Origin of the sequence: Caldimonas sp. (assembly GCF_046291045.1) — a bacterium.
Classification (GTDB): Bacteria; Pseudomonadota; Gammaproteobacteria; order Burkholderiales; family Burkholderiaceae_C; genus Caldimonas.
In genome coordinates this window covers 48,775-73,170 of the sequence record NZ_JBKBSL010000017.1, presented here as the reverse complement: position 1 = coordinate 73,170, position 24,396 = coordinate 48,775, and the positions used below count along the sequence as shown (strand labels likewise).

Annotated in this window: 21 protein-coding genes, 3 tRNA genes and 2 pseudogenes; 7 read left to right on the top strand and 19 right to left on the bottom strand. The window is 66.2% G+C overall.

What is annotated here, in order from left to right; all coding sequences use genetic code 11:
• Positions 1 to 44: 44 nt before the first annotated feature.
• A tRNA-Pro gene (locus ACK4ZD_RS08260) sits at positions 45 to 121 on the top strand.
• A 345-nt stretch (positions 122 to 466) separates the two neighbouring features.
• Here ACK4ZD_RS08260 and ACK4ZD_RS08255 read toward each other — a convergent pair.
• From ACK4ZD_RS08255 to ACK4ZD_RS08230, 6 genes are all read right to left on the bottom strand, one after another.
• Positions 467 to 543 (bottom strand) — tRNA-Arg (locus ACK4ZD_RS08255).
• 33 nt (positions 544 to 576) lie between these two features.
• Entirely contained in the window at positions 577 to 990 is a 414-nt protein-coding gene (locus ACK4ZD_RS08250) for a VOC family protein (protein WP_409660402.1), read from the bottom strand.
• 130 nt (positions 991 to 1,120) lie between these two features.
• The gene (locus tag ACK4ZD_RS08245; protein ID WP_409660401.1) at positions 1,121 to 1,813 is read right to left on the bottom strand and encodes a glutathione S-transferase N-terminal domain-containing protein; all 693 of its coding nucleotides are present in this window, start codon (positions 1,811 to 1,813) and stop codon (positions 1,121 to 1,123) included.
• A gap of 135 nt (positions 1,814 to 1,948) precedes the next feature.
• Complete coding sequence (locus ACK4ZD_RS08240) at positions 1,949 to 3,166, bottom strand: acyl-CoA dehydrogenase family protein (protein ID WP_409660399.1); 1,218 nt, start codon at positions 3,164 to 3,166, stop codon at positions 1,949 to 1,951.
• Between the two features lie 28 nt (positions 3,167 to 3,194).
• Positions 3,195 to 4,271, bottom strand: a complete 1,077-nt coding sequence (locus ACK4ZD_RS08235; RefSeq protein WP_409660397.1) for a phosphotransferase family protein — start codon at positions 4,269 to 4,271, stop codon at positions 3,195 to 3,197.
• Positions 4,272 to 4,326: 55 nt separating this feature from the next.
• The gene (locus ACK4ZD_RS08230; RefSeq protein WP_409660395.1) at positions 4,327 to 5,034 is read right to left on the bottom strand and encodes a Crp/Fnr family transcriptional regulator; all 708 of its coding nucleotides are present in this window, start codon (positions 5,032 to 5,034) and stop codon (positions 4,327 to 4,329) included.
• 77 nt (positions 5,035 to 5,111) lie between these two features.
• Between ACK4ZD_RS08230 and ACK4ZD_RS08225 the strand changes: the two genes are divergently transcribed.
• Positions 5,112 to 5,906 carry a class II aldolase/adducin family protein gene (locus tag ACK4ZD_RS08225; RefSeq protein ID WP_409660393.1) on the top strand — a complete coding sequence of 265 codons (795 nt, stop codon included), beginning with the start codon at positions 5,112 to 5,114 and terminating at the stop codon, positions 5,904 to 5,906.
• Here ACK4ZD_RS08225 and ACK4ZD_RS08220 read toward each other — a convergent pair.
• Positions 5,894 to 6,625 carry a histidine phosphatase family protein gene (locus ACK4ZD_RS08220; RefSeq protein ID WP_409660391.1) on the bottom strand — a complete coding sequence of 244 codons (732 nt, stop codon included), beginning with the start codon at positions 6,623 to 6,625 and terminating at the stop codon, positions 5,894 to 5,896. The two genes, ACK4ZD_RS08225 and ACK4ZD_RS08220, sit on opposite strands and share 13 nt — an antisense overlap.
• A gap of 30 nt (positions 6,626 to 6,655) precedes the next feature.
• Positions 6,656 to 7,435, bottom strand: a complete 780-nt coding sequence (locus tag ACK4ZD_RS08215; RefSeq protein WP_409660389.1) for an oxepin-CoA hydrolase, alternative type — start codon at positions 7,433 to 7,435, stop codon at positions 6,656 to 6,658.
• Between the two features lie 214 nt (positions 7,436 to 7,649).
• Here ACK4ZD_RS08215 and ACK4ZD_RS08210 point away from each other — a divergent pair, with 214 nt between their 5' ends.
• Positions 7,650 to 9,692, top strand: coding sequence for a FimV family protein (locus ACK4ZD_RS08210; protein ID WP_409660387.1), 2,043 nt, complete (start codon positions 7,650 to 7,652; stop codon positions 9,690 to 9,692).
• Positions 9,693 to 9,713: 21 nt separating this feature from the next.
• On the opposite strand, the gene ACK4ZD_RS08205 is transcribed toward ACK4ZD_RS08210, so the two are convergent.
• From ACK4ZD_RS08205 to lptF, 5 genes are all read right to left on the bottom strand, one after another.
• Positions 9,714 to 10,880, bottom strand: coding sequence for a pyridoxal phosphate-dependent aminotransferase (locus ACK4ZD_RS08205; protein ID WP_409660385.1), 1,167 nt, complete (start codon positions 10,878 to 10,880; stop codon positions 9,714 to 9,716).
• Between the two features lie 8 nt (positions 10,881 to 10,888).
• Positions 10,889 to 11,845: a CysB family HTH-type transcriptional regulator gene (locus ACK4ZD_RS08200; RefSeq protein ID WP_409660383.1), complete on the bottom strand. Its 957-nt coding sequence runs from the start codon at positions 11,843 to 11,845 to the stop codon at positions 10,889 to 10,891.
• Positions 11,846 to 11,982: 137 nt separating this feature from the next.
• Entirely contained in the window at positions 11,983 to 12,357 is a 375-nt protein-coding gene (locus ACK4ZD_RS08195; protein ID WP_409660381.1) for a sirohydrochlorin chelatase, read from the bottom strand.
• Between the two features lie 49 nt (positions 12,358 to 12,406).
• Complete coding sequence (gene lptG, locus ACK4ZD_RS08190) at positions 12,407 to 13,519, bottom strand: LPS export ABC transporter permease LptG (RefSeq protein WP_409660379.1); 1,113 nt, start codon at positions 13,517 to 13,519, stop codon at positions 12,407 to 12,409.
• A complete protein-coding gene (gene lptF, locus ACK4ZD_RS08185; RefSeq protein ID WP_409660377.1) occupies positions 13,516 to 14,625 on the bottom strand; it encodes an LPS export ABC transporter permease LptF in 1,110 nt (369 codons plus the stop codon). The genes lptG and lptF overlap by 4 nt, the downstream gene beginning before the upstream one ends.
• Positions 14,626 to 14,651: 26 nt before the next feature.
• Between lptF and ACK4ZD_RS08180 the strand changes: the two genes are divergently transcribed.
• The 3 genes from ACK4ZD_RS08180 (at position 14,652) to ACK4ZD_RS08170 (ending at position 17,960) form a co-directional block, all read left to right on the top strand.
• Complete coding sequence (locus ACK4ZD_RS08180; protein WP_409660410.1) at positions 14,652 to 16,112, top strand: leucyl aminopeptidase; 1,461 nt, start codon at positions 14,652 to 14,654, stop codon at positions 16,110 to 16,112.
• Positions 16,113 to 16,126: 14 nt separating this feature from the next.
• A complete protein-coding gene (locus ACK4ZD_RS08175) occupies positions 16,127 to 16,567 on the top strand; it encodes a DNA polymerase III subunit chi (protein ID WP_409660376.1) in 441 nt (146 codons plus the stop codon).
• A gap of 211 nt (positions 16,568 to 16,778) precedes the next feature.
• Positions 16,779 to 17,960 carry a branched-chain amino acid ABC transporter substrate-binding protein gene (locus ACK4ZD_RS08170; RefSeq protein WP_409660374.1) on the top strand — a complete coding sequence of 394 codons (1,182 nt, stop codon included), beginning with the start codon at positions 16,779 to 16,781 and terminating at the stop codon, positions 17,958 to 17,960.
• Between the two features lie 79 nt (positions 17,961 to 18,039).
• On the opposite strand, the pseudogene ACK4ZD_RS08165 reads toward ACK4ZD_RS08170, so the two are convergent.
• The 5 genes and pseudogenes from ACK4ZD_RS08165 to ACK4ZD_RS08145 all read right to left on the bottom strand — a co-directional run.
• A pseudogene (locus ACK4ZD_RS08165) lies at positions 18,040 to 18,162 on the bottom strand (ABC transporter substrate-binding protein); the annotation flags it as partial.
• Between the two features lie 37 nt (positions 18,163 to 18,199).
• Positions 18,200 to 18,307, bottom strand: a pseudogene (locus ACK4ZD_RS08160) (FitA-like ribbon-helix-helix domain-containing protein); the annotation flags it as partial.
• 101 nt (positions 18,308 to 18,408) lie between these two features.
• A tRNA-Ser gene (locus ACK4ZD_RS08155) sits at positions 18,409 to 18,499 on the bottom strand.
• 96 nt (positions 18,500 to 18,595) lie between these two features.
• Positions 18,596 to 19,516, bottom strand: coding sequence for an SPFH domain-containing protein (locus tag ACK4ZD_RS08150; protein WP_409660372.1), 921 nt, complete (start codon positions 19,514 to 19,516; stop codon positions 18,596 to 18,598).
• 28 nt (positions 19,517 to 19,544) lie between these two features.
• A complete protein-coding gene (locus ACK4ZD_RS08145) occupies positions 19,545 to 19,973 on the bottom strand; it encodes an NfeD family protein (protein ID WP_409660370.1) in 429 nt (142 codons plus the stop codon).
• Between the two features lie 189 nt (positions 19,974 to 20,162).
• Between ACK4ZD_RS08145 and ACK4ZD_RS08140 the strand changes: the two genes are divergently transcribed.
• Positions 20,163 to 22,424, top strand: coding sequence for an Orn/Lys/Arg decarboxylase N-terminal domain-containing protein (locus tag ACK4ZD_RS08140; protein ID WP_409660368.1), 2,262 nt, complete (start codon positions 20,163 to 20,165; stop codon positions 22,422 to 22,424).
• A 9-nt stretch (positions 22,425 to 22,433) separates the two neighbouring features.
• Here the strand turns inward: ACK4ZD_RS08140 and ACK4ZD_RS08135 are convergent, their stop codons facing one another.
• Complete coding sequence (locus tag ACK4ZD_RS08135) at positions 22,434 to 24,293, bottom strand: glucokinase (RefSeq protein ID WP_409660367.1); 1,860 nt, start codon at positions 24,291 to 24,293, stop codon at positions 22,434 to 22,436.
• Positions 24,294 to 24,396 lie beyond the last annotated feature (103 nt).

Sequence of the window (24,396 nt, the reverse complement as noted above, 5' to 3'; positions counted from 1 at the left end):
GGGGTGAACCTCCACCGTGGGCGACGCACTACAATGCTGGTTTTCGGGGTGTAGCGCAGCCTGGTAGCGCAACTGCTTTGGGAGCAGTGGGTCGCACGTTCGAATCGTGTCACCCCGACCATCTTGGCCTGTCGGACCGAACCCGACGGCTTTGCGCCCACTGCGTGTGCGCCGCTGCCTGCCTCGTCAAAGAATTCGATCTCGACGGAATGTGCCGTCGGGAGGTGTTGTGCTGCCATCGATGGACGAGCGGGCCGGGGCGACAGCCCTCTGGGGCCAGGGGCCCTTCCCGTACGATCATGGTTGCTGCAATATTGGGCAATCCAGCGGCCGGCCCGATGGACACGGCGCTCGCGCAGGCCGTCCCCGGTGTGTTCACAGGGCTATCCACAGGATCTGTGGATCGGCCGCGGCGGTCGATATGACGATCGGGCCTGCGACGCATGCATGGGGCACGGCGGACGGCTGGCCTGCCCGGAGGGACTCGAACCCCCGACCTGCTGCTTAGAAGGCAGCTGCTCTATCCAGTTGAGCTACGGGCAGATGGGCAGGATTCTACGAGGCATGCGTCGCGGTTCAGCGGTCGTACACCGCGTCGAATGAGCGAAAGCCCTTGACCTCGATCGGGTTGCCCGAGGGATCGCGGAAGAACATCGTCCATTGCTCGCCCGGCTCACCCTCGAAGCGCACCTGAGGTTCGAGGATGAACTCGATGCCGGCGGCGCGCAGGCGATCGGCCAGGGCACGCCAGTCGGTCAGCTCCAGCACGACCCCGAGGTGGGGCATGGGCACGAGGTGTTGGCCGACGTGGCCGGTGTTCGTGGTGGCGAAGGGCTCGCCCAGGTGCAGCGAGATCTGGTGACCGAAGAAGTCGAAATCGACCCATGTGTCGGTGGAGCGTCCTTCGCGGCAGCCCAGCACGCCGCCGTAGAAGCGGCGTGCGGCGTCAAGGTCGTGCACGTGGTAGGCGAGATGGAAGAGGCTGCGCATGCGGTGTCGTTGCTCACGAAATGGACCTGATCGTACACGGCCGCGCAATGTCTGCCCTGGGGTGTGGCCGATGTTGGTCGCCAAAGCATGAGGCCGACCAGGTTGGCCGCAGGGGCGCAGGTCGGATGCCTCAATGGCGCCGGTATTGCTCGCCACCGAACAGCACCTCGCGGGCGCGCTCGTCGGTGATGGGCTTGCGCCGGTCGGCCAGCACCTCCACCCCGCGCTGTACGGCTGGCCTCGCGGCGATCTCGTCGAACCAACCCTTCAGGTGCGGATAGTCGTTCCAGTCGATGCCCTGGTTCTTCCATGAGCGCAGCCAGGGGAAGATGGCGATGTCGGCGATGCTGTACTCGGGCCCACCGATGTAGCGGCTGTTGGCCAGACGTTTGTCCATCACACCGTACAGGCGTCGGGCCTCGTTGGTGTAGCGATCGATCGCGTAGTCGATCTTCTCCGGGGCGTACAGGCGGAAATGGTGGGCCTGGCCCAGCATCGGACCCACGCCGCCCATCTGGAACATGAGCCACTGCAGCACCTCGTACTTGCCTCGCGTGTCGGCGGGCAGGAAGCGGCCGGTCTTGCCGGCCAGGTACAGCAGGATGGCGCCCGATTCGAAAAGTGAAATGGGGCGGCCGTCGGGCCCTTCGGGGTCGATGATCGCGGGGATTTTGTTGTTCGGGCTGATGGCCAGGAACTCGGGCTTGAACTGGTCGCCCGCGCCGATGTCTACTGGCACCACCTTGTAGGGCAGCCCGCACTCTTCGAGCATGATGTGGACCTTGTGGCCGTTGGGTGTGGCCCAGGAATGCACCTCGATCATGGACAGACCTCCGTCGGCTGGGGTGTTTGTTGTGCAAGAGCCGCCAATCTAGCCGATCTGGGCCCTTGGTGTGGCAGCGACCCTGGGAAAACGCCCGCGCGAGGGCGGGCGTCGATGCGGGCGTGCCGTGGGCGTTCAGGCAGCGTGCCGGCCCAGCTCCCACTTGGCGATGGCATTGCGATGGACTTCGTCGGGGCCATCGGCAAAGCGCAGCGTACGGGCGTGGGCGTAGAAGTTGGCCAGCGGGAAGTCCTGACACATGCCCGCACCGCCATGCACCTGCATGGCCCAGTCGATGACCTTGCAGGCCATGCTGGGGGCGACGACCTTGATCATTGCGATCTCCAGCTTGGCCGTCTTGTTGCCCGCCACGTCCATCATCCAGGCGGCCTTCATCGTCAACAGGCGGGCCTGCTCGATCATGCAGCGGGCCTCCGCGATGCGCTCCTGGGTGACGGTCTGCTGGGCGATGGTCTTGCCGAAGGCCACGCGTGACGAGGCGCGCTTGCACATGAGTTCCAGCGAACGCTCGGCCAGGCCGATCAGGCGCATGCAGTGGTGGATGCGCCCGGGGCCAAGGCGGCCCTGGGCGATCTCGAAGCCACGCCCCTCGCCCAGCAGGATGTTGCTCGCGGGCACACGCACGTTCTCGAAAAGCACCTCCATGTGGCCGTGGGGGGCATCGTCGTACCCCATCACGTGCAAGGGGCGTAGCACCGTGATGCCCGGGGCGTCGGCCGGCACCAGGATCATCGACTGCTGGCTGTGCTTGGGAGCCGTCGGGTCGGTCTTGCCCATGAAGATGTAGAGCTTGCAGCGCGGGTCGCCGGCACCTGAGGTCCACCACTTGCGGCCATTGATGACGTACTCGTCGCCCTGGCGCTCGATGCGCGACTCGATATTGGTGGCGTCCGACGAGGCCACGGCCGGTTCGGTCATTGCGAAGGCGCTGCGGATCTTGCCGTCGAGCAGCGGCTCGAGCCACTGCTTCTTCTGCTCGGGCGTGCCGTAGCGCACGATGGTTTCCATGTTGCCCGTGTCGGGAGCCGAGCAGTTGAAGACCTCGCTCGCCCAGGGTACCCGGCCCATGATCTCGGCCAGCGGCGCGTACTCCTGATTGAGCAGGCCGGCGCCGTATTCGCTTTCGGGCAGGAAAAGGTTCCACAGGCCGGCTGCGCGGGCCTTGACCTTGAGCTCCTCGATGACCTGCAGTGGCGTCCAGCGCTTGCCGGCGGCGGTGTTGGCGGCCAGCTCCGCGTCATAGCGGAGCTCGGCCGGATAGATGTGCTCGTCCATGAAGGCCAGCAGCCGCTCGCGCAAGGCCTGGGTCTTGGGGGTGTAAGCGAAGTCCATGGTGTCTCCGTCAGAGGGTCGTCGATGCTCAGCTGCGTGTGGCGAAGCGCCAGCCCATTTCCGCCAGCGGGCGGGCCCCGGCGGCAGCCTGTCGAGCCTGCGCGCTCGACGCCGTACCGTCTACCACTCGCTTGGCGATGCCTTGCAGGATGCCGGCGATGCGGAACAGGTTGTAGGCCAGATAGAAGTTCCAGTCGGCCATCACCGCGTCGGGGTCGCCGCGTCCAGTGCGTTCGCAGTAGCGGCGCACGTAGTCCTTCTCGCTGGGGATGCCCAACGCGGCCAGATCCAGACCCCCGATGCCCCGGAAAGCACCCGGCGGGATGTGCCAGGACATGCAGTGATAACTGAAGTCGGCCAGCGGGTGACCGATGGTGGACAGCTCCCAGTCCAGCACGGCCAGCACACGCGGCTCGGTGGGATGGAAGATGAGGTTGTCCAGGCGGTAGTCGCCGTGCACGATCGACACTTGGGATTCGTCTCGAGCGCTGTCAGGGATGTGGGCCGGCAGCCACTCGATGAGGCGGTCCATCGCCTCGATCGGCTCGGTGATGGAGGCCTGGTACTGCTTGGTCCAGCGGGCGATTTGGCGCTCGAAGTAGTTGCCCGGCTTGCCGTAGTCGGCCAGGCCGCGCTCGCGGAAGTCCACGCTGTGCAGCGCGGCGATCACCCGGTTCATCTCGTCGTAGATGGCGCCTCGTTCGGTCGCGGACAGGGCCGGCAGTGATTGGTCCCAGAACACTCGGCCTTCAACATACTCCATGATGTAGAACGCCCGGCCGATGACGGATTCGTCATCGCACAGCACATGCATGCGTGCCACCGGCACGTCGGTGCCGTGCAGAGCGCGCATCACGGCGAACTCGCGTTCGATTGCATGGGCCGAAGGCAGCAGCTTGGCCACGGGCCCGGGCTTGGCGCGCATCACGTAGTGGCGCGAGGGTGTGGTGAGCTTGTAGGTTGGGTTGGACTGCCCACCCTTGAACTGCTCGACGCTCAGGGGGCCGGCAAAACCCGGCAGATTGGCGCGAAGGTAGGCCTCGAGGGCAGCGACGTCGAAACGGTGCTGCTCGGCCACGGGGCGGGTTCCGGTGTTGGCTTCCATCAGGGGTTCCCGTTGAGGTTCGATGCGAGCCGGCCACCGGACGTGGCGTGACCGACTAGCGTTCGGCGATGGCCATCAGCTTCTCGCGCGAGAGCACGATCAGCCGCGTGGGCTCGATGCGCACGGCGCCCTCGCGTTCCAGGGCCTTGAGTTCCTGGTTGACTCGCTGCCGCGAGGCCCCGAGCAACTGGGCCAGGTCTTCCTGGGCGAGCTGCAGGCCGATGCGGATTTCGTGCTCGCCCTGGGGGACGCCATAGGTGCGCACCAGCAGCAGGAGCTGCTTGGCCAGACGTGCGGCCAGCGGCAGGGTGTTGAGATCCTCGACGATGTTGAACATCAGGCGCAGGCGCCGGCAGTTCAGTCGCAGCAAGGCGTCGTAGAGCTCCACGTGCTGCGACAGCAGTTCCTTGAAGTCGGGCTTGCGCACCACCAGCAGCGTCGTGTCGCCATGCGCGTGAGCATCGTGCGTGCGCGGCAGGCCGTCGAAGAGTGCAATGTCGCCGAACCACACGCCAGGCTCCACGTAGGTGAGCGTGACCTGCTTGCCCGACAGAGACACCGAGCTCACACGCACCGCCCCTTTGGCCACGCCGATCCATTCGCTGGCCGGCTCGCCGCGCGAGGACAACAATGCACCATCGCCGAGACGGCGCACCGAGGCCCGGGACAGAATGGCCTGGCGCAGGGCAGGGGAGAGCTTGGAGAACCAAGGGCCGGACTCGATGGTGTTGCGTTCGGCGATTGTAAGAATGGGGGTCTGCATGTTTTGTCGCTGACGTGACAGAACGGCGATTGATGCTGCCCCTATTGTCCACCCACCTGTCAACCTGGAGACAAGCCATGGCTGCGACCCCTGTGAAGAGCTCTGCGACCGATGATCTGCCTTCGCTCCAAGGCCGTGTGAGCGAAGCCGAGTGGCGCACTCGTGTGGACCTGGCCGCAGCCTACCGGTTGGTGGCCTTGTTCGGTTGGGATGACCTCGTCTTCACCCACATCACGGCCCGTGTGCCGGGCGCCGAGGACCAATTCCTCATCAACCCCTATGGCCTGTTGTTCGAGGAGATCACGGCATCGAGCCTGGTGCGCATCGACCTGTCCGGCCGCAAGCTCGACGACACACCGTTCGAGATCAACCCGGCAGGCTTCACCATCCACAGCGCCATCCATGCGGCGCGCCACGATGCGCACTGCGTGCTGCACACGCACACCCTCAACGGGATTGCGGTGTCGGCTCAGAAGCACGGCGTGCTGCCGCTGTCGCAGCAGTCCATCTTCGTACTCGCAAGCCTGGGCTACCATGACTACGAGGGCGTGGCGTTGCGCGATGACGAGAAGCCGCGGCTCGTGCATGATCTGGGCGACAACACCTATCTCATGCTGCGCAACCATGGCCTTCTGACGGTGGGGGCGACGGTGGCCGACGCCTTTTTGGCGATGTACCTGTTCGAGACGGTGTGCACGATCCAGGTCCGCGCGCAGGCGGGCGGCGGGGAGCTGGTGACGGTCGACCCGGAAATCATCCGCACGTCGGCACAGCAGGCTCGGCAAGTCACTCGAGGTCAGGGCGCCGGTGCGCTGGCCTGGCCCGGTCTGCTGCGGCGGCTGGACCGGCGCAACCCGGGCTATGCGCGCTGAGCGCCTGCGTCCATTACGGCGGCATCCAGTCGCAGGTACTGGGCAAGCAGCTTTTCCATCGTGGTCAGGCGTTCGTCTGCGTGCAGCCACTGAGTGGGAGCCAGATTGATGGCGCGCACGACCAGGTCGTCATCGCCGACGTCGAGGATGTTGATGCATGCCGGCGCCTGCTCCAGACGGCCCAGGAAGCAGCGCCGGCCTGCTAGGGCGTACGAGAGCAGGCCTCGGTTGACGGCGCCGTGCAAGACCAGCAGGCATTGCTCCCAGGAAGCATCGGCCAGCACGGCCTGGAACGCGGGCAGGATGCGGTCGAGCATCTCCCCGACCGACTCGCCGCCGAGGAAGCGTGCCGATTCGTCGGTCGAGCCTTGGAAAGCGTTCAGGAAGGCCTCGTGCACGCGGTCGCGCGGGATATCGGCCAGGCGGCCCGGGCGGATCTCCTGCAAGGCCTCGTCGATGTCGATGGGCACGCGCTGGGCACTGGCGGAAAGCACCCGCTCGGCCGTTTCGACGGTGCGCAGCAAGCCGCTCGCCCAGACGCGGTCGAAGCGCACGCCGGCCTGACCGAAGAGCGCGCCTGCGGCATCCGCTTGGTTGCGCCCCGTGGCATTGAGCGGCACGGTGTCCGGCGGCACCGGGGTACCGTCGGGCAGGAAGTAGTCGACCGAACCGTGTCGCATCAGGTAGATGCGACGGCGCCGGGGCAGACGAGGCCTCATCGCCGGCTCCCGATCGCGCATGCGCGGGGTTCAGCGAAAGCGCGCAGGGCGCTTGTCGAAGAAGGCGGCGATGCCTTCGCGGGCATTGGGGTGCAGGAGGTTGTCGACAAAGCTGTCTCGTTCGGCGTCGAGTTGCTGGGGCAGGGTGCGCGAGGGCCAGTGGTTGAGCAGCTCCTTGCTGCTGGCCAGCGCATTGGGGGCCATCTCGGCCAGGCGGCTTGCCAGGGCCAGAGCTTCGGGCAGCGCGCGGCCCTTGTCTGTCACCCGGTTGACAAGGCCGAAGCCGTGCAGGCGTTCGGCCGTCACGGGTTCACACAACCACAATAGCTCGGTGACCACCGGCCTCGGCAGCATCTGCATCAGGTGCCAAGTGGCACCGCCGTCGGGGGACAACCCGATACGGTTGTAGGCCAGCGTGAAGCGGGCCTCGCGTGAGGCGACGATGAGGTCGCACGCCAGGGCGAGCGAGCAGCCTCCTCCGGCGGCCGCGCCTTCCACCGCGGCGATCACCGGTTTGGGGAAGGTGCGGATCGCCTCGATCCAGCGGTGGAAGCGCTCGAGCCGCGCCGTCTGGACTTCCGGTCCGAGCTGGGCGTTGCGCTGCAGTTGCTGAAGATGGCCGCCTGCGCAGAACGCGCCGCCCGCCCCCGTGATCACCACATTGCTCACCTCGTCGGACGATTCGGCCACGTTGAGTGCCTCCACCCCGGCGGCGGTGATCTCTTCGGACAGTGCATTGCGCGTATCCGGGTCGCTGAGCGTGAGCACCAGGGTGCGGTCGATGCGTTCGGTCAGGAGCTCATTGGGCATGTCGGTCTCGTGCGCAGGCGGTTAGGGGGACGTTCATTGTGCACGAGCCTTCTCTTGGGAGACGGTTGCGCCAAGACGGTGATGGTCGAGCCGCCTGAGGGCAGTCGGCGTCGTCGCGCGGCGCATCAGATCTGGCCCCCGCATCCGGGGCATCACGCAGCGGGCCTGGATGACGGGCATGCTAGAGTTTCCCCGCCCGCGTGACATCCATCGCATGAAGAGCCGCTCCACCCGCATCTCACCTCCGTTGCTTGCCGCCTGTTGCCTGGCGTGGTTGGGGCCGCACGGAGGCGCGCAGGCCCTGGGGTTTGGACAAGCCGATTCTCAGGCCGTGCTGGGCCGTTCCCTGGATTTCGCCGTGGAAGTGCGTGTCGAGCCCGACGAATTGGCCGACGCGGATTGCCTGCGGGCCGAGGTGAGTTTCGGCGACGTGCGCTTGGGGACGAGCCAGGTGCGGACGCAATGGGATCCGGCCGCTTCGGGGTCGCAACGCACGGCGCGCGTGACCACCTTGGCGCCTGTGAACGAGCCCGTCGTCACCGTGGATCTCACGGTGGGCTGCAAGGCGCGGCTGTCGCGGCAGTTCGTGGTCTTTGCCGATCCACCCACGGTGCAGGTGTCGCCGGACACGAAGACCCAGGGGAGTGCAGCCGGCGCGCCTCCACCATCTCCCCGCCGTACGGCGCCGCAGATAGCGTCGCCGAAGGCCGACCTCGTGCAGCCCGGGCCTCAGGGGGCTCAACCCGCGGCCCGCGAGGCGCTCGCACCGGCGGCATCGCCCCGCGCGCAGACATCGCGTCGCAGCGCTTCCCGCTCGGAGGGGGGGCGCACCGCGTCGCCGGCGCAACGCTCGGCGGCTCGACCGACCGTGCCCCGCACCGCCACGGTCGAGCAGCCACGACTGCGGTTGGACCCGCTCGATGCGGAACTGTTCAGCACGCCCAGCCTGCAGTTGTCGACGGCCCTGGGCCAGGCCGATCCCGCCCGCGTCGAGGACCGTCGGGCCGCTGCCGCGCTGTGGCGGGCCCTGAGCACCACACCCGAGCAGGCGGCGCTCGAAGCCGAGCGCCTGCGCCAGTTGGAGCAGAGCCTGGAGGCCTTGCGTCAAGAGTCGGCGGCCACACGGCAGGCCCTCGAAGGTTTGCAGGCCAGTTTGCGGCAGGCTCAGGCCGAGCGGTATGCCAATCCCCTGGTTTATGCACTGCTGGGGCTGTGCCTTGCGCTGGCGGCGGGCCTGATCTGGATGGCGCGGCAACGCGGCAGTGCCGCCGGCGCGTGGTGGCGCCCCTCGGCCGCGGGCAGCCTGCCCGCGGACCTGTCGGCGGGCGCGGCTACGCCGGCCGAGGCCCCGGTAGCGGCGACGCCCCCCGTCGCGCCGGCCCCGGTGACCCCGCCCAACCCGGCCCCGTCGGCACCGTCGGTTCCGTCGGTTCCGTCGGTTCCGTCGGCCCCTGTGGTGCGCGAGGCGCTGGCGGTCCCTGCCCGGCCGGCGCCGGTGCCACCTTCCTCCACGGGCGAAGGGGCCCACGAGAAGGTGGCAGTGGAGGAACTCATCGACCTGGAACAGCAGGCCGAGTTCTTCATCGTTTTGGGGCAGGATGACGCGGCCATCGAGCTGCTGCGAGGTCACCTGCGCGAGCATCGCGATCCCAGCGCCTTGCCCTACATGAAGCTGTTGGAGATCCACAAGCGCCGCGGCGACCGTGCGGCCTACGAGGAGGTCCGTGGGGAGTTCAACCGTCGCTTCAACGCCTACGCTCCCTCCTGGGAGGAGGACCTGGGCGTGGGGCGGTCGCTGGAAGATTACCCTGCCGTGATCGACCGCTTGCAGAACTTGTGGGAGACCCCGGTGCGCGCCATCGAGGTGCTGCAGGCTTCCTTGCTGCGGGGCGACGAAAGCTCTAATGCGTTCGACCTGCCCGCCTACCGCGAGCTGTTGATGCTCTACGGCATTGCGCGTGAGCGCGTGCAGCTCGAGTCCACCGGCGAGGCCGTCGATCTGCTGCTGCCGCTGGACGAACCCCAGGATCCCTACGCGATGCGGCTGGAGCCTACCGTGTCGGCGACAGCCGGGGATGGCGCCCCCGCCGAGGGGGCGGGTGAGTCCATCGACGTGCATCTCGATCTGGACGTCGAGGTGGCACCGCCGCGTGTCGTGCCTGCGGGGCCGGCAGGACCGAACGATAGCGGTCTCATCGCGTTCGAACCCCTCGACCTGCCAGCGCCGAGTCCTGACGACAAGAGCCGTCCCGGTTGATCCAGCAGTGCCCGCAGGCCTTCACAGCCGGGCCAGCCGCTCCAAGGCGAGGTGCAGGGTCTCGTCGCGCTTGGCAAAGCAAAAGCGCGCGAGCTTGCGGTCGGTGCCGTCGCTGTAGAACACCGACAACGGGATCGCTGCCACACCCACCTCGGTGGTGAGCCAGCGACAGAAGGCCGGCTCGTCGAGGTCGCTGACGGCGCTGTAGTCCACGCACTGGAAGTAGCTTCCCTGGCTGGGCAGCAGCCGAAAGCGTGTGCCGGCCAGACCAGCCCGGAAGAGATCGCGCTTGCGCTGGTAAAAGGCGGGCAGTCCGAGGTAGGGGGCGGGGTCGGCCATGTAGGCCGCCAGCGCATGTTGCATAGGGGTGTTCACGGTGAACACGTTGAATTGGTGCACCTTGCGAAACTCGGCCATCAAGGCAGCAGGCGCGGCCACGTAGCCGACCTTCCAGCCCGTCACGTGGAAGGTCTTGCCAAAGCTCGAGACGATGAAGCTGCGCTCAGCCAGCCCTGGGAAGCGGGCTACGCTCTCGTGCCGCTGGCCGTCGAACACCATGTGCTCGTAGACCTCGTCGCTGATCACGATGATGTTGGTTGGGTACAGCAACTCGGCCAGCGTGCGCATGTCCTCGGCCGTCCAGACGGTGGCGCTGGGGTTGTGCGGGGTGTTCAGAATGAGGGCCCGCGTGTTTGGCGTGATCGCTGCTGCGATGCGGGCGAAGTCGGGTCGGAAATCCCCGGTCTGGCCGGAGCGGCCCAGGGGTACGAAGACCGCCTTTGCGCCGGCCAGCGCGATGTTGGGTTCGTAGCTGTCGTAGCACGGTTCGAGCACGATCACCTCGTCGCCCGGATGCACCACGGCGAGGATGGCCGTCAGAATGGCCTGGGTGGCGCCGGCGGTCACGGTGATTTCGTCGCCGGGGTCATAGTGGTGGCCGTAGAGTGCCTGGATCTTGGCAGCGATGGCCTCGCGCAGCGCCGGCACGCCAGCCATCGGCGGGTACTGGTTGTGGCCCGCGCGCATCGCGGTATTCACCGCATCGAGCAGCCGGGGGTCGCAGTCGAAGTCCGGGAATCCCTGGCCGAGGTTGACGGCGCCATGTTCGTGGGCCAGGGCCGACATCACGGTGAAGATGGTGGTGCCGACCTTGGGCAGCCGGGTGGTGAGTTGGGGAACGGCGTTCATGAGCGGACTCAGAGGTCGTAGGAACTGGACTCGCCGCCCATGGCCCGCATGATGAGGTTGCGGTTCAGGCGTTCCGAGGTCAGCTCGGCAAAGGCATAGACGAAATTGCGCAGGTAGGCGCCACGCTTGAAGGCGATGCGTGCGAGGTTCTGGCCGAAGAGGTGCCCCGCCGGCCGCCAGACCAGATCGCCGCCCGGGGTGGTGAAGGTCGGGTCGTCACGCACGGCCATCTCGGCCACGATGCCCACCCCCAGGCCCAGGCGGACGTAGGTCTTGATCACGTCGGAGTCGATCGCCTCCAGCACGATGTTGGGCTTGAGGCGTCGCAGCGCGAAAGCCTGGTCGATCTTGGTGCGGCCGGTGAACGACGGATGGTAGGAGATCAGCGGTTCGCCGGCCAGGTCGTCGAGCGAGAGCCGCTCCTGAGCGGCCAGCCGGTGCTGGGCCGGCAGCACCACCACGTGCGTCCACTCGTAGCAGGGCAGGGTCACCAGCTCCTCAAAGCCGGCCAGGGACTCGGTGGCCAGACCTACTTCCGCCGTTTCCTGCAGCAGCATCTGCGCCACCTGCTCGGGCGTGCCCTGGTGCAGGCTGACGCTCACCTTGGGAAAGCGTTTGCGCAACTGCGCCACTGGGGCCGGCAGGACGTAGCGCGCCTGGGTGTGGGTGGTGGCGATCGACAGCGTCCCGGCGTCCTGCTTGGAGAATTCCTCGCCGATGCGTTTGAGGTTGCCCACCTCTCGCATGATGATCTCGATGGACTTGAGCACTTCCTGGCCGGGCTCCGTGATGCGCTTGAGGCGCTTGCCATGACGGGCGAAGATGTCCACGCCAAGCTCCTCTTCCAGTTCGAGGATGGCCTTGGATACGCCGGGCTGGGAGGTGTAGAGGGCCTTGGCGGTCTCGGTGAGATTGAGATTGCGCCGCACGGCCTCCTGGACGAAGCGGAACTGATGCAGGTTCATATTTCGAGACCGTCTGAAGATTCTGCGAATTATGTCACCAGAGAATGAGGTTCGCCGTGTCGCAGAGGGGCTCTGTGCGATCGCGTTCGCCGAGGGGAGGTGTGCGGTGCTGTCTTCACAGCAGCCGGCGAGAGCGATCAGGGCGCTGGCGTTCCAGCCGCCACGCGGGCCATCGCCTCGACCACCGCCGGGTGCTCACCCACGGCCGGAGCGAGAGTCCATTGCACTTGTGGATGACGGCGGCGCAGTTCCTCGACGAGCTGCGGCAGATCCTTGCGCACATGCCCGCCGGCGCCGAGGAAGAGGGGCACCACGCGCACGTCGGTGCAGCCCTGGGCAGCCACCGCCTGGCCGGCCTGAAGCAGGTCGGGGCTCATGAATTCGAGGTAGGCCAGGGCGACGGCCGATTGCGGCTGCAGTTCGGCCAGCCGCGCGCGCACGGCCTCGAAGGGGCGGGCCCAGGCGGGGTCGCGCGCGCCGTGGGCAAACAGGACGATGCCGGTTCGTGTCATGGTCAGGCCAGCCAATTGATCGTGTTGCGGGCGGCCGAGCGCCGGGCCTTCAGCGATGGCGCACCAGCCAATTGAAGGCCAGCAGCGACAGGACGAAGTACACCGCACTGGGGGTGGCCGCCGCCAGCCACGGCGTCCAGTCCTGCAGCAGGCCGATGTGGGTGAAAACGTTGTTGAGCAGCACGAAGCTGATGCCCAACATGATGCCACCGAAGACCTTGAGGCTGATTCCGCCCGAGCGGCTGTGCAGGTAGGCAAAAGGCAGGGCGAGCATCACCATCACCAGGCAAGCCAGGGGGTAGAGCACCTTCTTCCAGAACTGGATTTCGTAGCGCTGTGCAGCTTGCTCGTTGTCGGCCAGGTGGGTCATGTAGCGGAACAGGTCCATTGCCGACATCTCGCTGGGCGGTCGCACCGCCGCCACCACGACATTGCGCGTGAGCGTGCTGCGCCATTCGAGCCGGTCGAGCTGCTCGTCCACGACCTCCAGGTCGTGCGAGCTAGGATCGGGCTGCCAGCGGCTGCGCTGAATGCCGTTCAGAATCCACCGCCCCTGCTCGTCCACGGTCGCCGACTGCGCCTGCAACTGCCCCACCAGACGTCCTTGGGCATCGAATTCGTAGAGCCGCACCTGCTGTAGGCGGCCGTCTGGCCCGGCGGCGGTGACCTGCACCGAGAAACTGCGCTCGCCGTCGGGGGTGGCTTGCCGGTCCTTCAGCCAGGTGCCAGCCTGTCCGTACACCGACTGCCCGCGCGCCACGGTCCGCACCGCGTGGGCCTGCCGATCGCTGAAAGGCGCCAGGTAATCTCCCAGCACGAAAGTGAGGGCGGCGAATACCAGGCCCAGTCCGAGCAGGAGGGTCAGCGCGCGCCGTGGCCCCAGACCGCTGACGCGCAGGATGGTGAACTCCGACGTCTGCGCCATGCGGGCCATCGAGTAGATGGTGCCGATCAGCACGGCGATCGGCATCAGCACATAGAGGTGGCCGGGCAACAGCAGCAGGCAGTACAGCAGCGCCTGGTGCAGCCGGTACCCACCTCGGCCCACCCGCTCCAGCTCGTCGACGGCGTCGATGAAGAAGAACAGCGCCAGGAAGGCTACCGCGACGAAGGCGATGGACGTCAGGATATCGGTGTACAGCAGGCGACGAACGGTCTTCATGCCCGAGCCCCTGAGGCCGCGCCGCGGCCGAGTCCTGGCAGCAGACCGCGCAGCCCATGCACCCGCCATCGCAGCAAGGCCAGGGCCAGCACCGTGGCGCTGCCGTGCACGGCCAGCAGAGCTTGAGGCGGGCTCAAGCGCCCGATGGACACCCAAGCCTGCGTGAGGTTGAGCAAGTTGTAATACACGACGAAAGTCAACAGGGCGAACATCAGGTTCCAGCTCGTTCCTCGGCGAGGCGAGGTCGCCGACAGGCCCACACCCAGCAAGACGAGGTTGAAGGCCGTCAGCGGCAGGCCCAGCCGCCAGGTCAACTCGCCCAGATGGCGAGGCTGCGGATCCAGCCACAGCGACAGGCTCGAGCGCGCCCGCGGGGGCAGCACCGGCTCCTGCGAACGCACCTTCTCGTCGACCCGGATGCGGTAGGTCTCGAACTGAGCGAGGCGCCGCTCGCCGGTGCGCAGGTTGTGGTCGGTCTGCTGACCGGCCTCGAGCACGAGATAGCGGTCCTCACCCTCGAACTCGATGCGCCCCATGCTCGCGGTGGTCACGGTCTCGCGTCCCTCCTCTCGGGAGAGGACGAACACGTTGCGCCCCACGCGGCCCTCGTCGGTGTTGCGCTCGATGAAGAAGACCCGCCGGCCGTCGCTGGAGCTCTGGAACTGGCCGGGCGTGACCCGGGAGAGATCCGAGCGTCGCTCGTAGAGCGTGCGCAGCTCGGAGATGCTCTGGTTGGCCCACGGCCAAACCAGCAGCGCCAGCACGGCAATCGCTCCCAGGACGGGAGCGGCCAGCCTCAGCACCGGCAGGGCGAACCGGCTCAGCGACACCCCGCTGGCAAACCACACGGCCATCTCACTGTCTCGGTACATGCGCGACAGCGTGCTCACCGTGGCGACGAACAGCGATAGCGCCAGGATGGAGGGCAGGTAACCTAGCACCGTGTAGCCCAGCAGCAGCACCACGTGCTGCGGGGAGACCGCCCCACTGGCCGCCTGGCCCAAGGTGCGGATCAGCATCATCGTGAGCACGATGGTCAGCAGCACCACCAAGGTGGCACCGAAGCTGCGGCTTAGCTCTTTGCGGACGGAGGAATCGAATAACATCGGCGCACCGAATGAACGGTTGCATTATGGACTTTCGAGCTCTTTCCTCCTCGCCGGCCCTGTGGGCCGACACGGCATGTGACGCGCTGGTCGTGGTCCTGAACGCGGCCCTGACTACGCAGAACTTGCCTGATCCCCTGGCCGGGCTGTTCGCCGATGTCCAGAAGACGGGGGATCTGGCCCTCAAGACCGGCCGCAGCCTGTACCTGCACCGCCCGGTCGGACTGCGTGCGCCGCGCTTGGTGTTCACGGTGGCTGCCGATGCGTCGGCCAAGGCCTACCGCAGTGCGCTGATGGCCGCGATGCAAGTGCTCAAAAGCGGTGGATCTCGCCATCTGGCCGTGACCCTGGCGCCGCAGGCGACCTGGTCACCGGCGCACGCCCATGCCCTGGTCAGCGCTGTGGACGAGGCCGCTTATGTTTATCGTCACACCAAACCCAGTGCGCCGCCCCCACCGCCGGTGTCGAAGGTGAGCCTCCTGGTCGGTCAGGACGAGCTCAAAGCCGTCCAGCGCGACCTTGCCCAGGCGCGAGCCATCGCCCTGGGAGTGGCCGTGGCCCGCGAGTGGGCCAACCGCCCCGGCAACCATTGCACCCCCACCCACCTAGCCGACGAGGCGTGCCGCCTGGGCAAGGCCCATGGGCTCAAGGTGGAAGTGCTCGACCGCAAGGCCGTCGAAAAGCTAGGCATGGGGGCCTTCCTGGCCGTGGCCCAAGGCTCGGAGCAGCCCTTGCGTTTCATCGTGATGCGCTACGACGGCGGCCGCCGTGGTCAGGCGCCTCATGTGCTGGTGGGCAAGGGCATCACCTTCGACACCGGGGGCATCTCGATCAAGCCGGCCGCCGAGATGGACGAGATGAAGTTCGACATGGGTGGGGCTGCCAGCGTCCTGGGCACCATGCGGGCCCTGGCCGAGCTCCGGCCCCGACTGAACGTGGTCGGCCTGATTCCGGCCTGCGAGAACATGCCCGATGGCCGCTCGGTCAAGCCGGGCGACGTGGTGACCAGCCTGTCGGGTCAGACGATCGAGATCCTCAATACCGATGCCGAAGGGCGTCTGATCCTGTGCGATGCGCTGACATACGCCGAGCGCTTCAAGCCCGCCTCGGTGGTGGATGTCGCCACCCTGACGGGGGCTTGCGTGATCGCGCTCGGACATCACCACAGCGGTTTGTTTACAGCCGACGACGCGCTGGCCGAGGCCCTGCAGGCGGCCGGCCAGGAGGCGCTGGACACGTGCTGGCGCATGCCGCTGGACGAGGAGTACGACGAGGCACTGAAGAGCAACTTCGCCGACATGGGTAACGTCGGCGGCCGCGCAGGCGGCGCGATCACGGCGGCCATGTTCCTGCGCCGGTTCACCGGCAAGTACCGCTGGGCGCATCTGGACATCGCCGGCACCGCCTGGAAGAGTGGTTCGGCCAAGGGAGCGACAGGCCGCCCGGTGGCCCTGCTGGCGCGCTATCTGCTCAGCCAAGCGCGCTGAAAGCCGCCTGCCCCGTGACGGCCATTGCTTTCCATTTCAACGTGCCCGACAAGCTGGCCTATGCGTGCCGGCTGCTGCGCAAGGCCAGCCGCGCTGGTGCCCAGGTCGGCGTGGTGGGCCGCGACGACGACTTGGCGGAGCTTGATCGGGCCCTGTGGGTGTTCGACCCGGTCGATTTCCTGCCTCATGCCCGTCTGCCCCTGCCCGAGGGCGACGTCGGCCGGCGTCTGGCTGAGCAGACCCGCCTGTGGCTGGCCTCGGACCCCACCGCGCTGCCACACCGCGAGGTGCTGGTCAATCTCGGGGACGAGGTGCCAGCCGCCTTCGATACGTTTGGGCGTCTCATCGAGCTGGTCGGGGCCGGCCAGGACGATCGCCGATTGGCTCGCCTGCGCTGGAAGCACTACCAGTCCCGAGGGTACGCTTTGACGTGGCACGAGGTGGGCGGCCGTTGAACACGGGCTCGGTCGGGGCAGCCAGGGGTTCGGATCGGCCCCTCCCGGTGGGACTGTGGGTGATCCCGGGACGTGACGCCGACGCAACATCAATCAGGGGCAACGCCATGGAGTTTTCTGCCCGGATTGATATACAGTTTGCGCTTCCAACCCGAGGCGCGGCATGGCCGTGCCCCAACTCAAGTTCGCAGCTCATTTTTCAAGGACATCTATGAAGAAGCTGACTCTCTTGGCAACTGCGGTCGCCTTGGCTGGCTTGGCCGCATGTGGAAAGAAGGAAGAGGCGCCCGCCGCCGCCGCGCCGGCTGCGGCCCCCGTCAGTGAGGAGGTGGTCCGTCTGGGCCATGTGGGCCCCACCAGCGGTGCGATCGCGCACTTGGGCAAGGACAACGAGATGGGCGCACGCCTGGCCGTCGACGAACTGAACGCCCAGGGCCTGGTCATCGGTGGCAAGAAGATCAAGTTCGAGCTGCTGGCCGAAGACGATGCCGCCGACCCGAAGCAGGGCACCGCAGCGGCCCAGAAGCTCGTCGATTCGGGCGTCAAGGGCGTGATCGGCCATCTGAACTCGGGCACCACCATCCCTGCGTCGAAGATCTACAGCGACGCTGGCATTCCGCAGATCTCGCCGTCGGCCACCAATCCCCGTTACACCCGTCAGGGCTTCAAGACCACCTTCCGCGTGGTGGCTGACGACGTTCACCTGGGCGGCACGCTGGGCCGTTATGCCGTCACCACTCTGCAGGGCAAGGCGATCGCCGTGATCGACGACCGCACCGCCTATGGCCAGGGCGTGGCCGACGAGTTCGAGAAGGGGGTGAAAGAAGCCGGCGGCAATGTCGTCGCGCGCGAATTCACGCACGACAAGGCCACGGACTTCACCGCCATCCTGACCACCATCAAGGGCAAGAACCCCGACATCGTCTTCTACGGCGGCATGGACGCCGTGGCCGGCCCGATGCTGCGCCAGATGAAGTCCCTGGGCATCAACGCCAAGTTCATGGGCGGCGACGGCATCTGCACGGGCGAACTGCCCAAGCTGGCGGCCGGCAGCATGGGTGACGAGCAGGTCTACTGCGCCGAGGCCGGTGGTGTCGAAGGCGAGCAGAAGGCGGGCATGGACGCCTTCAAGGAGAAGTTCAAGCAGAAGTTCGGCATCGACGTGCAGCTCTACGCTCCGTACGTGTACGACGCCACCATGGCGATGGTCGAGGCCATGAAGAAGGCCGACTCCGTCGACCCGGCCAAGTACCTGCCTGAGCTGTCCAAGATCGAGTACAAGGGCGTGACCGGCACGATCGCTTTCGACGAGAAGGGCGACATCAAGAACGGTGCCCTGACGCTGTACACCTACAAGGGCGGCCAGCGCGAGCAGCTCGCCGTGATCCGCTGATTTCTCGATCAGCCGATCTCCAGAAAGGGCGTCCCCTCCGGGACGCCCTTTTTTTGGTTTGGTTTCCGACATCCGCGGCCGGGTAGTAGTAGAACGGGGCCACCTTGTTGAAGCCCAGTTTCTCATCGTCGAAAGGGCCGACGAACTCCGCGGCGTCCAGGGTGCCTTTTTCCAGCGCCGGGTAGACCTCGCCGGCCGGCACTGGGCGCCACTCGGGCGGGCAGCAGCACCGACTCCAGGCACACGATGGCCTCGCTGTTCAAGCTACGGCAGTGCAGCTCAGCAGCGGCCTTCAGCCGCTCGTACAGAGCATCGGGGATGTTCTTCAAGGTCAGGGAGGCAGGCATGGCACCTCAAGCAACCGTGTGTGGCGCGGATTGCGGTGTCATCCCGATGCGGGCAAGCAATAAAGACAAAACCCCGCAGAGCGAGGCTACATGCGGGGTTCTGGCGGAGAGGGCGGGATTCGAACCCGCGGTGGGCTATTAACCCACACACGCTTTCCAGGCGTGCGACTTAAACCACTCATCCACCTCTCCAGAGGTGTTCATGGGGCCTGTTGGCCGAAGCTATAGATTATAGCAAGTTTGGTCTGGCTTGAGAAAGCCGTCCTTGGCCGGGGGGGGGGCTGGTATTCAGCGGCTCGCGGCTGTGCCGCTCTTCATGAGGGTCATCGCGGTCCCGATCAGGGCTGATACCTCGGTCATGTTGCCAGGCACGATCATGGTGTTGTTCTTCTGGGCGAGCTGGGCATAGGCTTCGACGGCCTTCTCGGCCACCTTCAGGTTGACGGCTTCCGCGCCGCCGGGCTGCTGGATGGCCGCGGCGATCTTGCGGATGGCCTCGGCCGTGGCCTCGGCCACGGCGACGATGGCGGCAGCCTGGCCCTGAGCGATATTGATCTCGGCCTGGCGCTCCCCTTCGGACTTGTTGATGAAGGCTTGGCGCTCGCCTTCGGCGATGTTGATCTGCTCCTGCTTGCGTCCCTCGGAGGCGGCGATCAGGGCACGCTTCTCACGCTCGGCCGTGATCTGGGCCTGCATGGCGCGCAGGATCTCGTTGGGCGGGGTCAAGTCCTTGATCTCGTAGCGCAGCACCTTCACCCCCCAGTTCGAAGCGGCCTCGTCCAGGGCATTGACGACGGCGACGTTGATTGCCTCGCGCTCCTCGAAGGTCTTGTCCAGTTCCATCTTGCCGATCACCGAGCGCAGGGTGGTCTGGGCGAGCTGCGTGATGGCAATGATGTAGTTCGACGAGCCGTAGCTGGCGCGCATCGGGTCGGTGACCTGGAAGTACAAGATGCCGTCGACGGCGAGCTGTGTGTTGTCCTTGGTGATGCACACTTGGCTGGGCACATCCAGCGGTATCTCCTTCAGCGAGTGCTTGTAGGCGACGCGGTCGATGAAGGGCACGAGGATGTTCAAGCCAGGGTTGAGCACACCGTGAAAGCGGCCCAGGCGCTCGACCACCCAGGCGTGTTGCTGCGGGACGACCTTGAGTGATCGCGCGATGAAGATCACGGCGATGACCAGCGCGACGAGGGCGACGATTTCCATGGTTCCTCCGATAGCGGGATGTGCAGATTCAGCGATCGACGAGCAAACGGTTGCCTTCGACCGAGCGGATGACGTAGACGCCGGGCTCGGGCGTACCCGCCCCGGCATAGCGGGCCGTCCAGATGGAGCCACGGTAGTTCACGCGGGCGGTGTGGTCCGGCTGCCACTGTTCGATGGTGATGCTCTCGCCGATGTCGAGATGGTTGTGGTCGGGCCGGCCGTCTGAGCCGCGCGCGGGGTTGCGGCTGCGCTGCCAGCGCCACAGGGCGACAGCGCATGCGCCGACGATGGCGGCTGCCACGAGCTGACCGGCCAAGCCCAGCCCGGTGTGGGCTGCGACGGCGCCGGCCGCCAGGCCCAGGGCCATCATGAGCAGATAGAAAGTGCCGGTGAGCAGTTCGGCGACCACGGTCAAGCCGGTCAGGAGCCACCACCAGGTGGCGTCGTGAAATTCCATGACTGGTGTCCTCCGGACGCAATGATGGAGCCGCTCGCAGTGTACGCGGCGGCGCGCGGGGCGACCTGCTTGCGCCCCTCGGGCGCTGTGGTACCGACGGAACAGACCGACCGGCGTCACGGCCCGAGGCCGATGCAGGCTCTACACTTTGCGGTTTGCATTTTCGACTCGCGCTCCGAGGGGCTTGCCATGCTGCGCTTTCACTTTCCTATCGTGATCATCGACGAGGACTTCCGCTCGGAAAATGCGTCTGGCTTGGGGATCAGGGCCTTGGCCGATGCGATCGAGAAGGAGGGCTTCGAGGTGCTGGGCGTGACCAGCTACGGCGACCTGTCCCAGTTCGCCCAGCAGCAGAGCCGGGCCAGCGCCTTCATCTTGTCCATCGATGACGAGGAGTTCGGCTCGGGCTCGAGCGAGGAGGTGGATGCGGCCTTGAAGAACCTGCGCGCATTCGTCAGTGAGATCCGCTTCAAGAATGCCGAGATCCCCATCTATCTGTACGGTGAGACGCGCACTTCGCAGCATATCCCCAACGATGTGCTCAAGGAGTTGCATGGTTTCATTCACATGTTCGAGGACACGCCGGAGTTTGTGGCGCGCCACATCATTCGCGAGGCCAAGAGCTACCTCGACTCGCTTGCGCCGCCGTTCTTTCGTGCCCTGGTGGGCTATGCCCAGGACGGCTCCTATTCTTGGCACTGCCCCGGCCACTCGGGCGGTGTGGCCTTCCTGAAGAGCCCGATCGGGCAGATGTTCCACCAGTTCTTCGGGGAGAACATGCTGCGTGCCGATGTGTGCAATGCGGTGGAGGAACTCGGTCAGTTGCTTGATCACACCGGACCGGTGGCTGCCTCCGAGCGCAATGCGGCTCGCATCTTCAATGCCGACCACTGCTTTTTCGTGACCAATGGCACCTCGACGTCCAACAAGATGGTGTGGCACCACACGGTCGCCCCGGGTGACGTGGTGGTGGTGGACCGCAACTGTCACAAGTCCATCTTGCATGCCATCACGATGACTGGTGCCGTGCCGGTGTTCCTGACGCCCACTCGTAATCACTACGGCATCATCGGGCCGATTCCGCAACGCGAGTTCACGCCCGAAGCCATCCAGAAGAAGATCGCGGCCAACCCCTTGCTCAAGGGGGTGGACCCGAAGAAGGTCAAGCCGCGTGTGCTGACCATCACGCAAAGCACCTACGACGGCGTGCTCTACAACACCGAGATCATCAAGTCGATGCTCGATGGTTATATCGACACGCTGCATTTCGACGAAGCCTGGCTGCCGCATGCGGCCTTTCACGACTTCTACTCGGGCATGCACGCCATGGGCAAGCACCGGGCTCGCACGAAGGAGTCGCTGGTGTTTGCGACTCAGTCCACGCACAAGCTGCTGGCCGGTCTGTCGCAGGCGTCGCAGATCCTCGTGCAGGATTCGCAGACCCGCAAGCTCGACCGGGCGCTGTTCAACGAGGCCTACTTGATGCACAGCTCGACGTCGCCGCAGTACGCGATCATCGCCTCGTGCGATGTGGCCGCGGCCATGATGGAGCCTCCGGGTGGCACGGCCCTGGTGGCCGAGAGCATCCTCGAAGCCCTGGATTTCCGCCGCGCCATGCGCAAGGTGGAGAAAGAGTTCGGGTCTGATTGGTGGTTCAAGGTCTGGGGGCCGGACAAGCTGGTCGAATCGGGGATCGGCCAGCGCGAGGACTGGATGATCAAGGGCTCAGCCAAGTGGCATGGCTTCGGCAAGCTGGCCGAAGGCTTCAACATGCTCGATCCGATCAAGTCGACCATCGTCACCCCAGGCTTGGATCTCAACGGTAAGTTCGCCAAGACCGGCATCCCGGCCTCGATCGTCACCAAGTACCTGGCCGAACATGGCGTCGTGGTCGAGAAGACAGGGCTGTACTCTTTCTTCATCATGTTCACCATCGGCATCACCAAGGGGCGCTGGAACACGATGCTGACGGCCCTGCAGCAGTTCAAGGACGACTACGACAAGAATCAACCGATGTGGCGCATCTTGCCGGAGTTTTGCGCCCAGCACCCGCGCTACGAGCGCATGGGTCTGCGCGACCTTTGCCAGGGCATCCACGAGATGTATGCCAAGCGTGACATCGCACGCCTGACGACGGAGATGTACCTGTCCGACCTGCAGCCGGCCATGAAACCCAGCGATGCGTATGCACGCATTGCCCATCGAGAGACCGAGCGCGTGGAGATCGACAAGCTCGAGGGCCGGATCACGACCTCTTTGCTGACGCCGTATCCGCCGGGCATCCCGCTACTCATCCCCGGCGAGCGCTTCAACCGCAAGATCTGCGATTACTTGCGCTTCACCCGCGAGTTCAATGCGGCTTTCCCGGGCTTCGACACTGACGTGCACGGCTTGGTGGAAGAGGACGACGCCAACGGGCACCGGCGATACTACGTCGATTGTGTGCGCTGAAAGCGTCTGTCACAGCACGTGGGAGATGAGCATGCCCGGAGGATGATCCGGGCCTGAGGTGTCGCCACTTGGTGTCGTTCGGGGAATGCTGCCGCCCGTTTCGCGCCGCACGGCCACGCCCACGGCCACCATGTCCACCACCAGCAGGTGCAAGATGCGCGAGATCATCGCGAGGAAGGTGGCGCTGTCCTCGTTGTGATCCACCGGGATACACACTGTGGCCTTCTTGGCCAGCGGTGACTTGCTGGCCGTGATGGCCAGGACGGCCGCGCCGCGGTCGCGTGCCAGGGTGGCGGCTCGCACCAGCTCAGGCGGCTGGCCCGAACTGGAGATGAAGACCGCCACATCCTGCGGCCCCAGCAGCTCGGCGGCCATCGACTGCATCGACGCATCGGTATGCGCCACAGAGGGAATGCGGAAGCGGAAGAGCTTGTGCTGGGCATCCAGGGCGACTACGGCCGAGTTGCCCATTGCATAGAACTCCACGCGCTTGGCTTGGCGCAGCCGTTCGATGGCTTGGTCTACGGCTTCGACGTTGAGGGACTCGCGGAACTGCACGATGGCCGAGATGGTGTTGTCCAGCACCTTGGCACACAGGTCGGGGGTCGCATCTTGCCGGCGCACTTGGGTGCGCTGCACGGGGATGTTGCCGGTCAGGCCTGAGGCCAGCTTGAGCTTGAAGTCGGCCAGTCCCTGGAAACCGAGCGAACGGCAGAAGCGGATCACCGTGGGCTGGCTGACCTCGGCCATCTGGGCGATCACGGCGATCGCATCGTTGAGCACCGTGCGCGGGTTGTCGAGGACGAAGTCGGCCACCCGCCGCTCGGCTGGCGTCAGGTTGGGCCGCGCTGCGCGCACCCGCTCCATCAGCGGGTTGCCGCCTTCGTGGGCCGGCACATGCTCGGCCAAGAGCGAGGACACACCGTGGAAGGCCGGATTCTCGGCGGTGAGCACATAGGTGGGAATGCGGGCCACGTAACCCGAGAAGCGCCCCTTGGCCTCAAAGCGCTGCCGGAAGCCCGAGCGCAGGAAGAACTCGCCCAGCCGCGGCACGATACCCCCGCCAATGTAGATGCCGCCGGTGGCTCCCAGGGTGAGAGCCAAGTTCGAGGCCACCGTGCCCAGCATATTGCAGAAGGTTTCGACGGCCTCGACGCACCAGGGGCACAGGTTTTGGATCGCGCGCTGGACGATGTCGGTGGTGCTCAGCCGGGCCGGCAGGTCGGAGCGGCCTTCGGTCAGGGCCTGGTAGATGATCTCGATGCCCGGGCCCGAGACCAGCCGTTCGGCCGAGACGTGGGTGAGCGACCTCCAGGCGTACTGCAGCACTTTGAGTTCACGCTCGTCGGCCGGAGAAAAGCTCACATGGCCGCCTTCGGTGGCCAGGGTGGCCCAGCGGTCTCCCACCGGCACCAGCCCCGAGACGCCCAGGCCGGTGCCTGGCCCGAGCAGTCCGATCACGCCGTTGGCCTGGGGTTCGCCGCCGCCAACCTGTGCGCGACCTTGCTCGCCCACACGGGGCAGCGACATGGCCAGCGCGGTGAAGTTGTTCACCACCAGCAAGGTGGACAAGCCCAGCAGACGCTGCGCGCCGGCGATCGAAAACGCCCAGTCGCGGTTGGTCATGCGCACCCAGTCGCCTTCGATCGGGTTGGCGATGGCCACGGCCGCGTGGCGAGGCTTCAGGCCGGCAGGCAGGCTGTCGAGGTAGGCCTGCACCACCTCCACGAAGCCGGGATAGTCGGCGCAGGGCAGCACCGTGACATAGTCGAAACGTCCGGGCTGCTGCTCCAGACAGAAGCGCGCATAGGTGGCGCCGATGTCGGCCAGCAAGCGCGGGTCGGGGTAGGGTGCGATGAAACCTGGCATGTCAGGTCCTCCCGTGGCCACGAGCATGGGCGTGGTGAGGACCGAACCGGCAGCATGGGATGGGGACGAAGGCATGGCAGACATTCTCCATGCGCACTGTACC

Bases quoted from the DNA above. Each gene is read 5' to 3' on its own strand.
- ACK4ZD_RS08200 (WP_409660383.1), bottom strand. From the start codon at position 11,845: ATGAACCTGCATCAGTTCCGCTTCGTCCAGGAGGCCGTGCGGCGCAAT.
- ACK4ZD_RS08140 (WP_409660368.1), top strand. From the start codon at position 20,163: ATGCTGCGCTTTCACTTTCCTATCGTGATCATCGACGAGGACTTCCGC.
- ACK4ZD_RS08220 (WP_409660391.1), bottom strand. From the start codon at position 6,625: ATGAGGCCTCGTCTGCCCCGGCGCCGTCGCATCTACCTGATGCGACAC.
- lptF (WP_409660377.1), bottom strand. From the start codon at position 14,625: ATGTTATTCGATTCCTCCGTCCGCAAAGAGCTAAGCCGCAGCTTCGGT.
- ACK4ZD_RS08245 (WP_409660401.1), bottom strand. From the start codon at position 1,813: ATGATCGAGGTGCATTCCTGGGCCACACCCAACGGCCACAAGGTCCAC.
- ACK4ZD_RS08170 (WP_409660374.1), top strand. From the start codon at position 16,779: ATGAAGAAGCTGACTCTCTTGGCAACTGCGGTCGCCTTGGCTGGCTTG.
- ACK4ZD_RS08210 (WP_409660387.1), top strand. From the start codon at position 7,650: ATGAAGAGCCGCTCCACCCGCATCTCACCTCCGTTGCTTGCCGCCTGT.
- ACK4ZD_RS08235 (WP_409660397.1), bottom strand. From the start codon at position 4,271: ATGGAAGCCAACACCGGAACCCGCCCCGTGGCCGAGCAGCACCGTTTC.
- ACK4ZD_RS08180 (WP_409660410.1), top strand. From the start codon at position 14,652: ATGGACTTTCGAGCTCTTTCCTCCTCGCCGGCCCTGTGGGCCGACACG.
- ACK4ZD_RS08215 (WP_409660389.1), bottom strand. From the start codon at position 7,435: ATGCCCAATGAGCTCCTGACCGAACGCATCGACCGCACCCTGGTGCTC.
- ACK4ZD_RS08150 (WP_409660372.1), bottom strand. From the start codon at position 19,516: ATGGAAATCGTCGCCCTCGTCGCGCTGGTCATCGCCGTGATCTTCATC.
- ACK4ZD_RS08240 (WP_409660399.1), bottom strand. From the start codon at position 3,166: ATGGACTTCGCTTACACCCCCAAGACCCAGGCCTTGCGCGAGCGGCTG.
- ACK4ZD_RS08230 (WP_409660395.1), bottom strand. From the start codon at position 5,034: ATGCAGACCCCCATTCTTACAATCGCCGAACGCAACACCATCGAGTCC.
- ACK4ZD_RS08195 (WP_409660381.1), bottom strand. From the start codon at position 12,357: ATGACACGAACCGGCATCGTCCTGTTTGCCCACGGCGCGCGCGACCCC.
- lptG (WP_409660379.1), bottom strand. From the start codon at position 13,519: ATGAAGACCGTTCGTCGCCTGCTGTACACCGATATCCTGACGTCCATC.
- ACK4ZD_RS08135 (WP_409660367.1), bottom strand. From the start codon at position 24,293: ATGCCAGGTTTCATCGCACCCTACCCCGACCCGCGCTTGCTGGCCGAC.
- ACK4ZD_RS08205 (WP_409660385.1), bottom strand. From the start codon at position 10,880: ATGAACGCCGTTCCCCAACTCACCACCCGGCTGCCCAAGGTCGGCACC.
- ACK4ZD_RS08250 (WP_409660402.1), bottom strand. From the start codon at position 990: ATGCGCAGCCTCTTCCATCTCGCCTACCACGTGCACGACCTTGACGCC.
- ACK4ZD_RS08145 (WP_409660370.1), bottom strand. From the start codon at position 19,973: ATGGAATTTCACGACGCCACCTGGTGGTGGCTCCTGACCGGCTTGACC.
- ACK4ZD_RS08225 (WP_409660393.1), top strand. From the start codon at position 5,112: ATGGCTGCGACCCCTGTGAAGAGCTCTGCGACCGATGATCTGCCTTCG.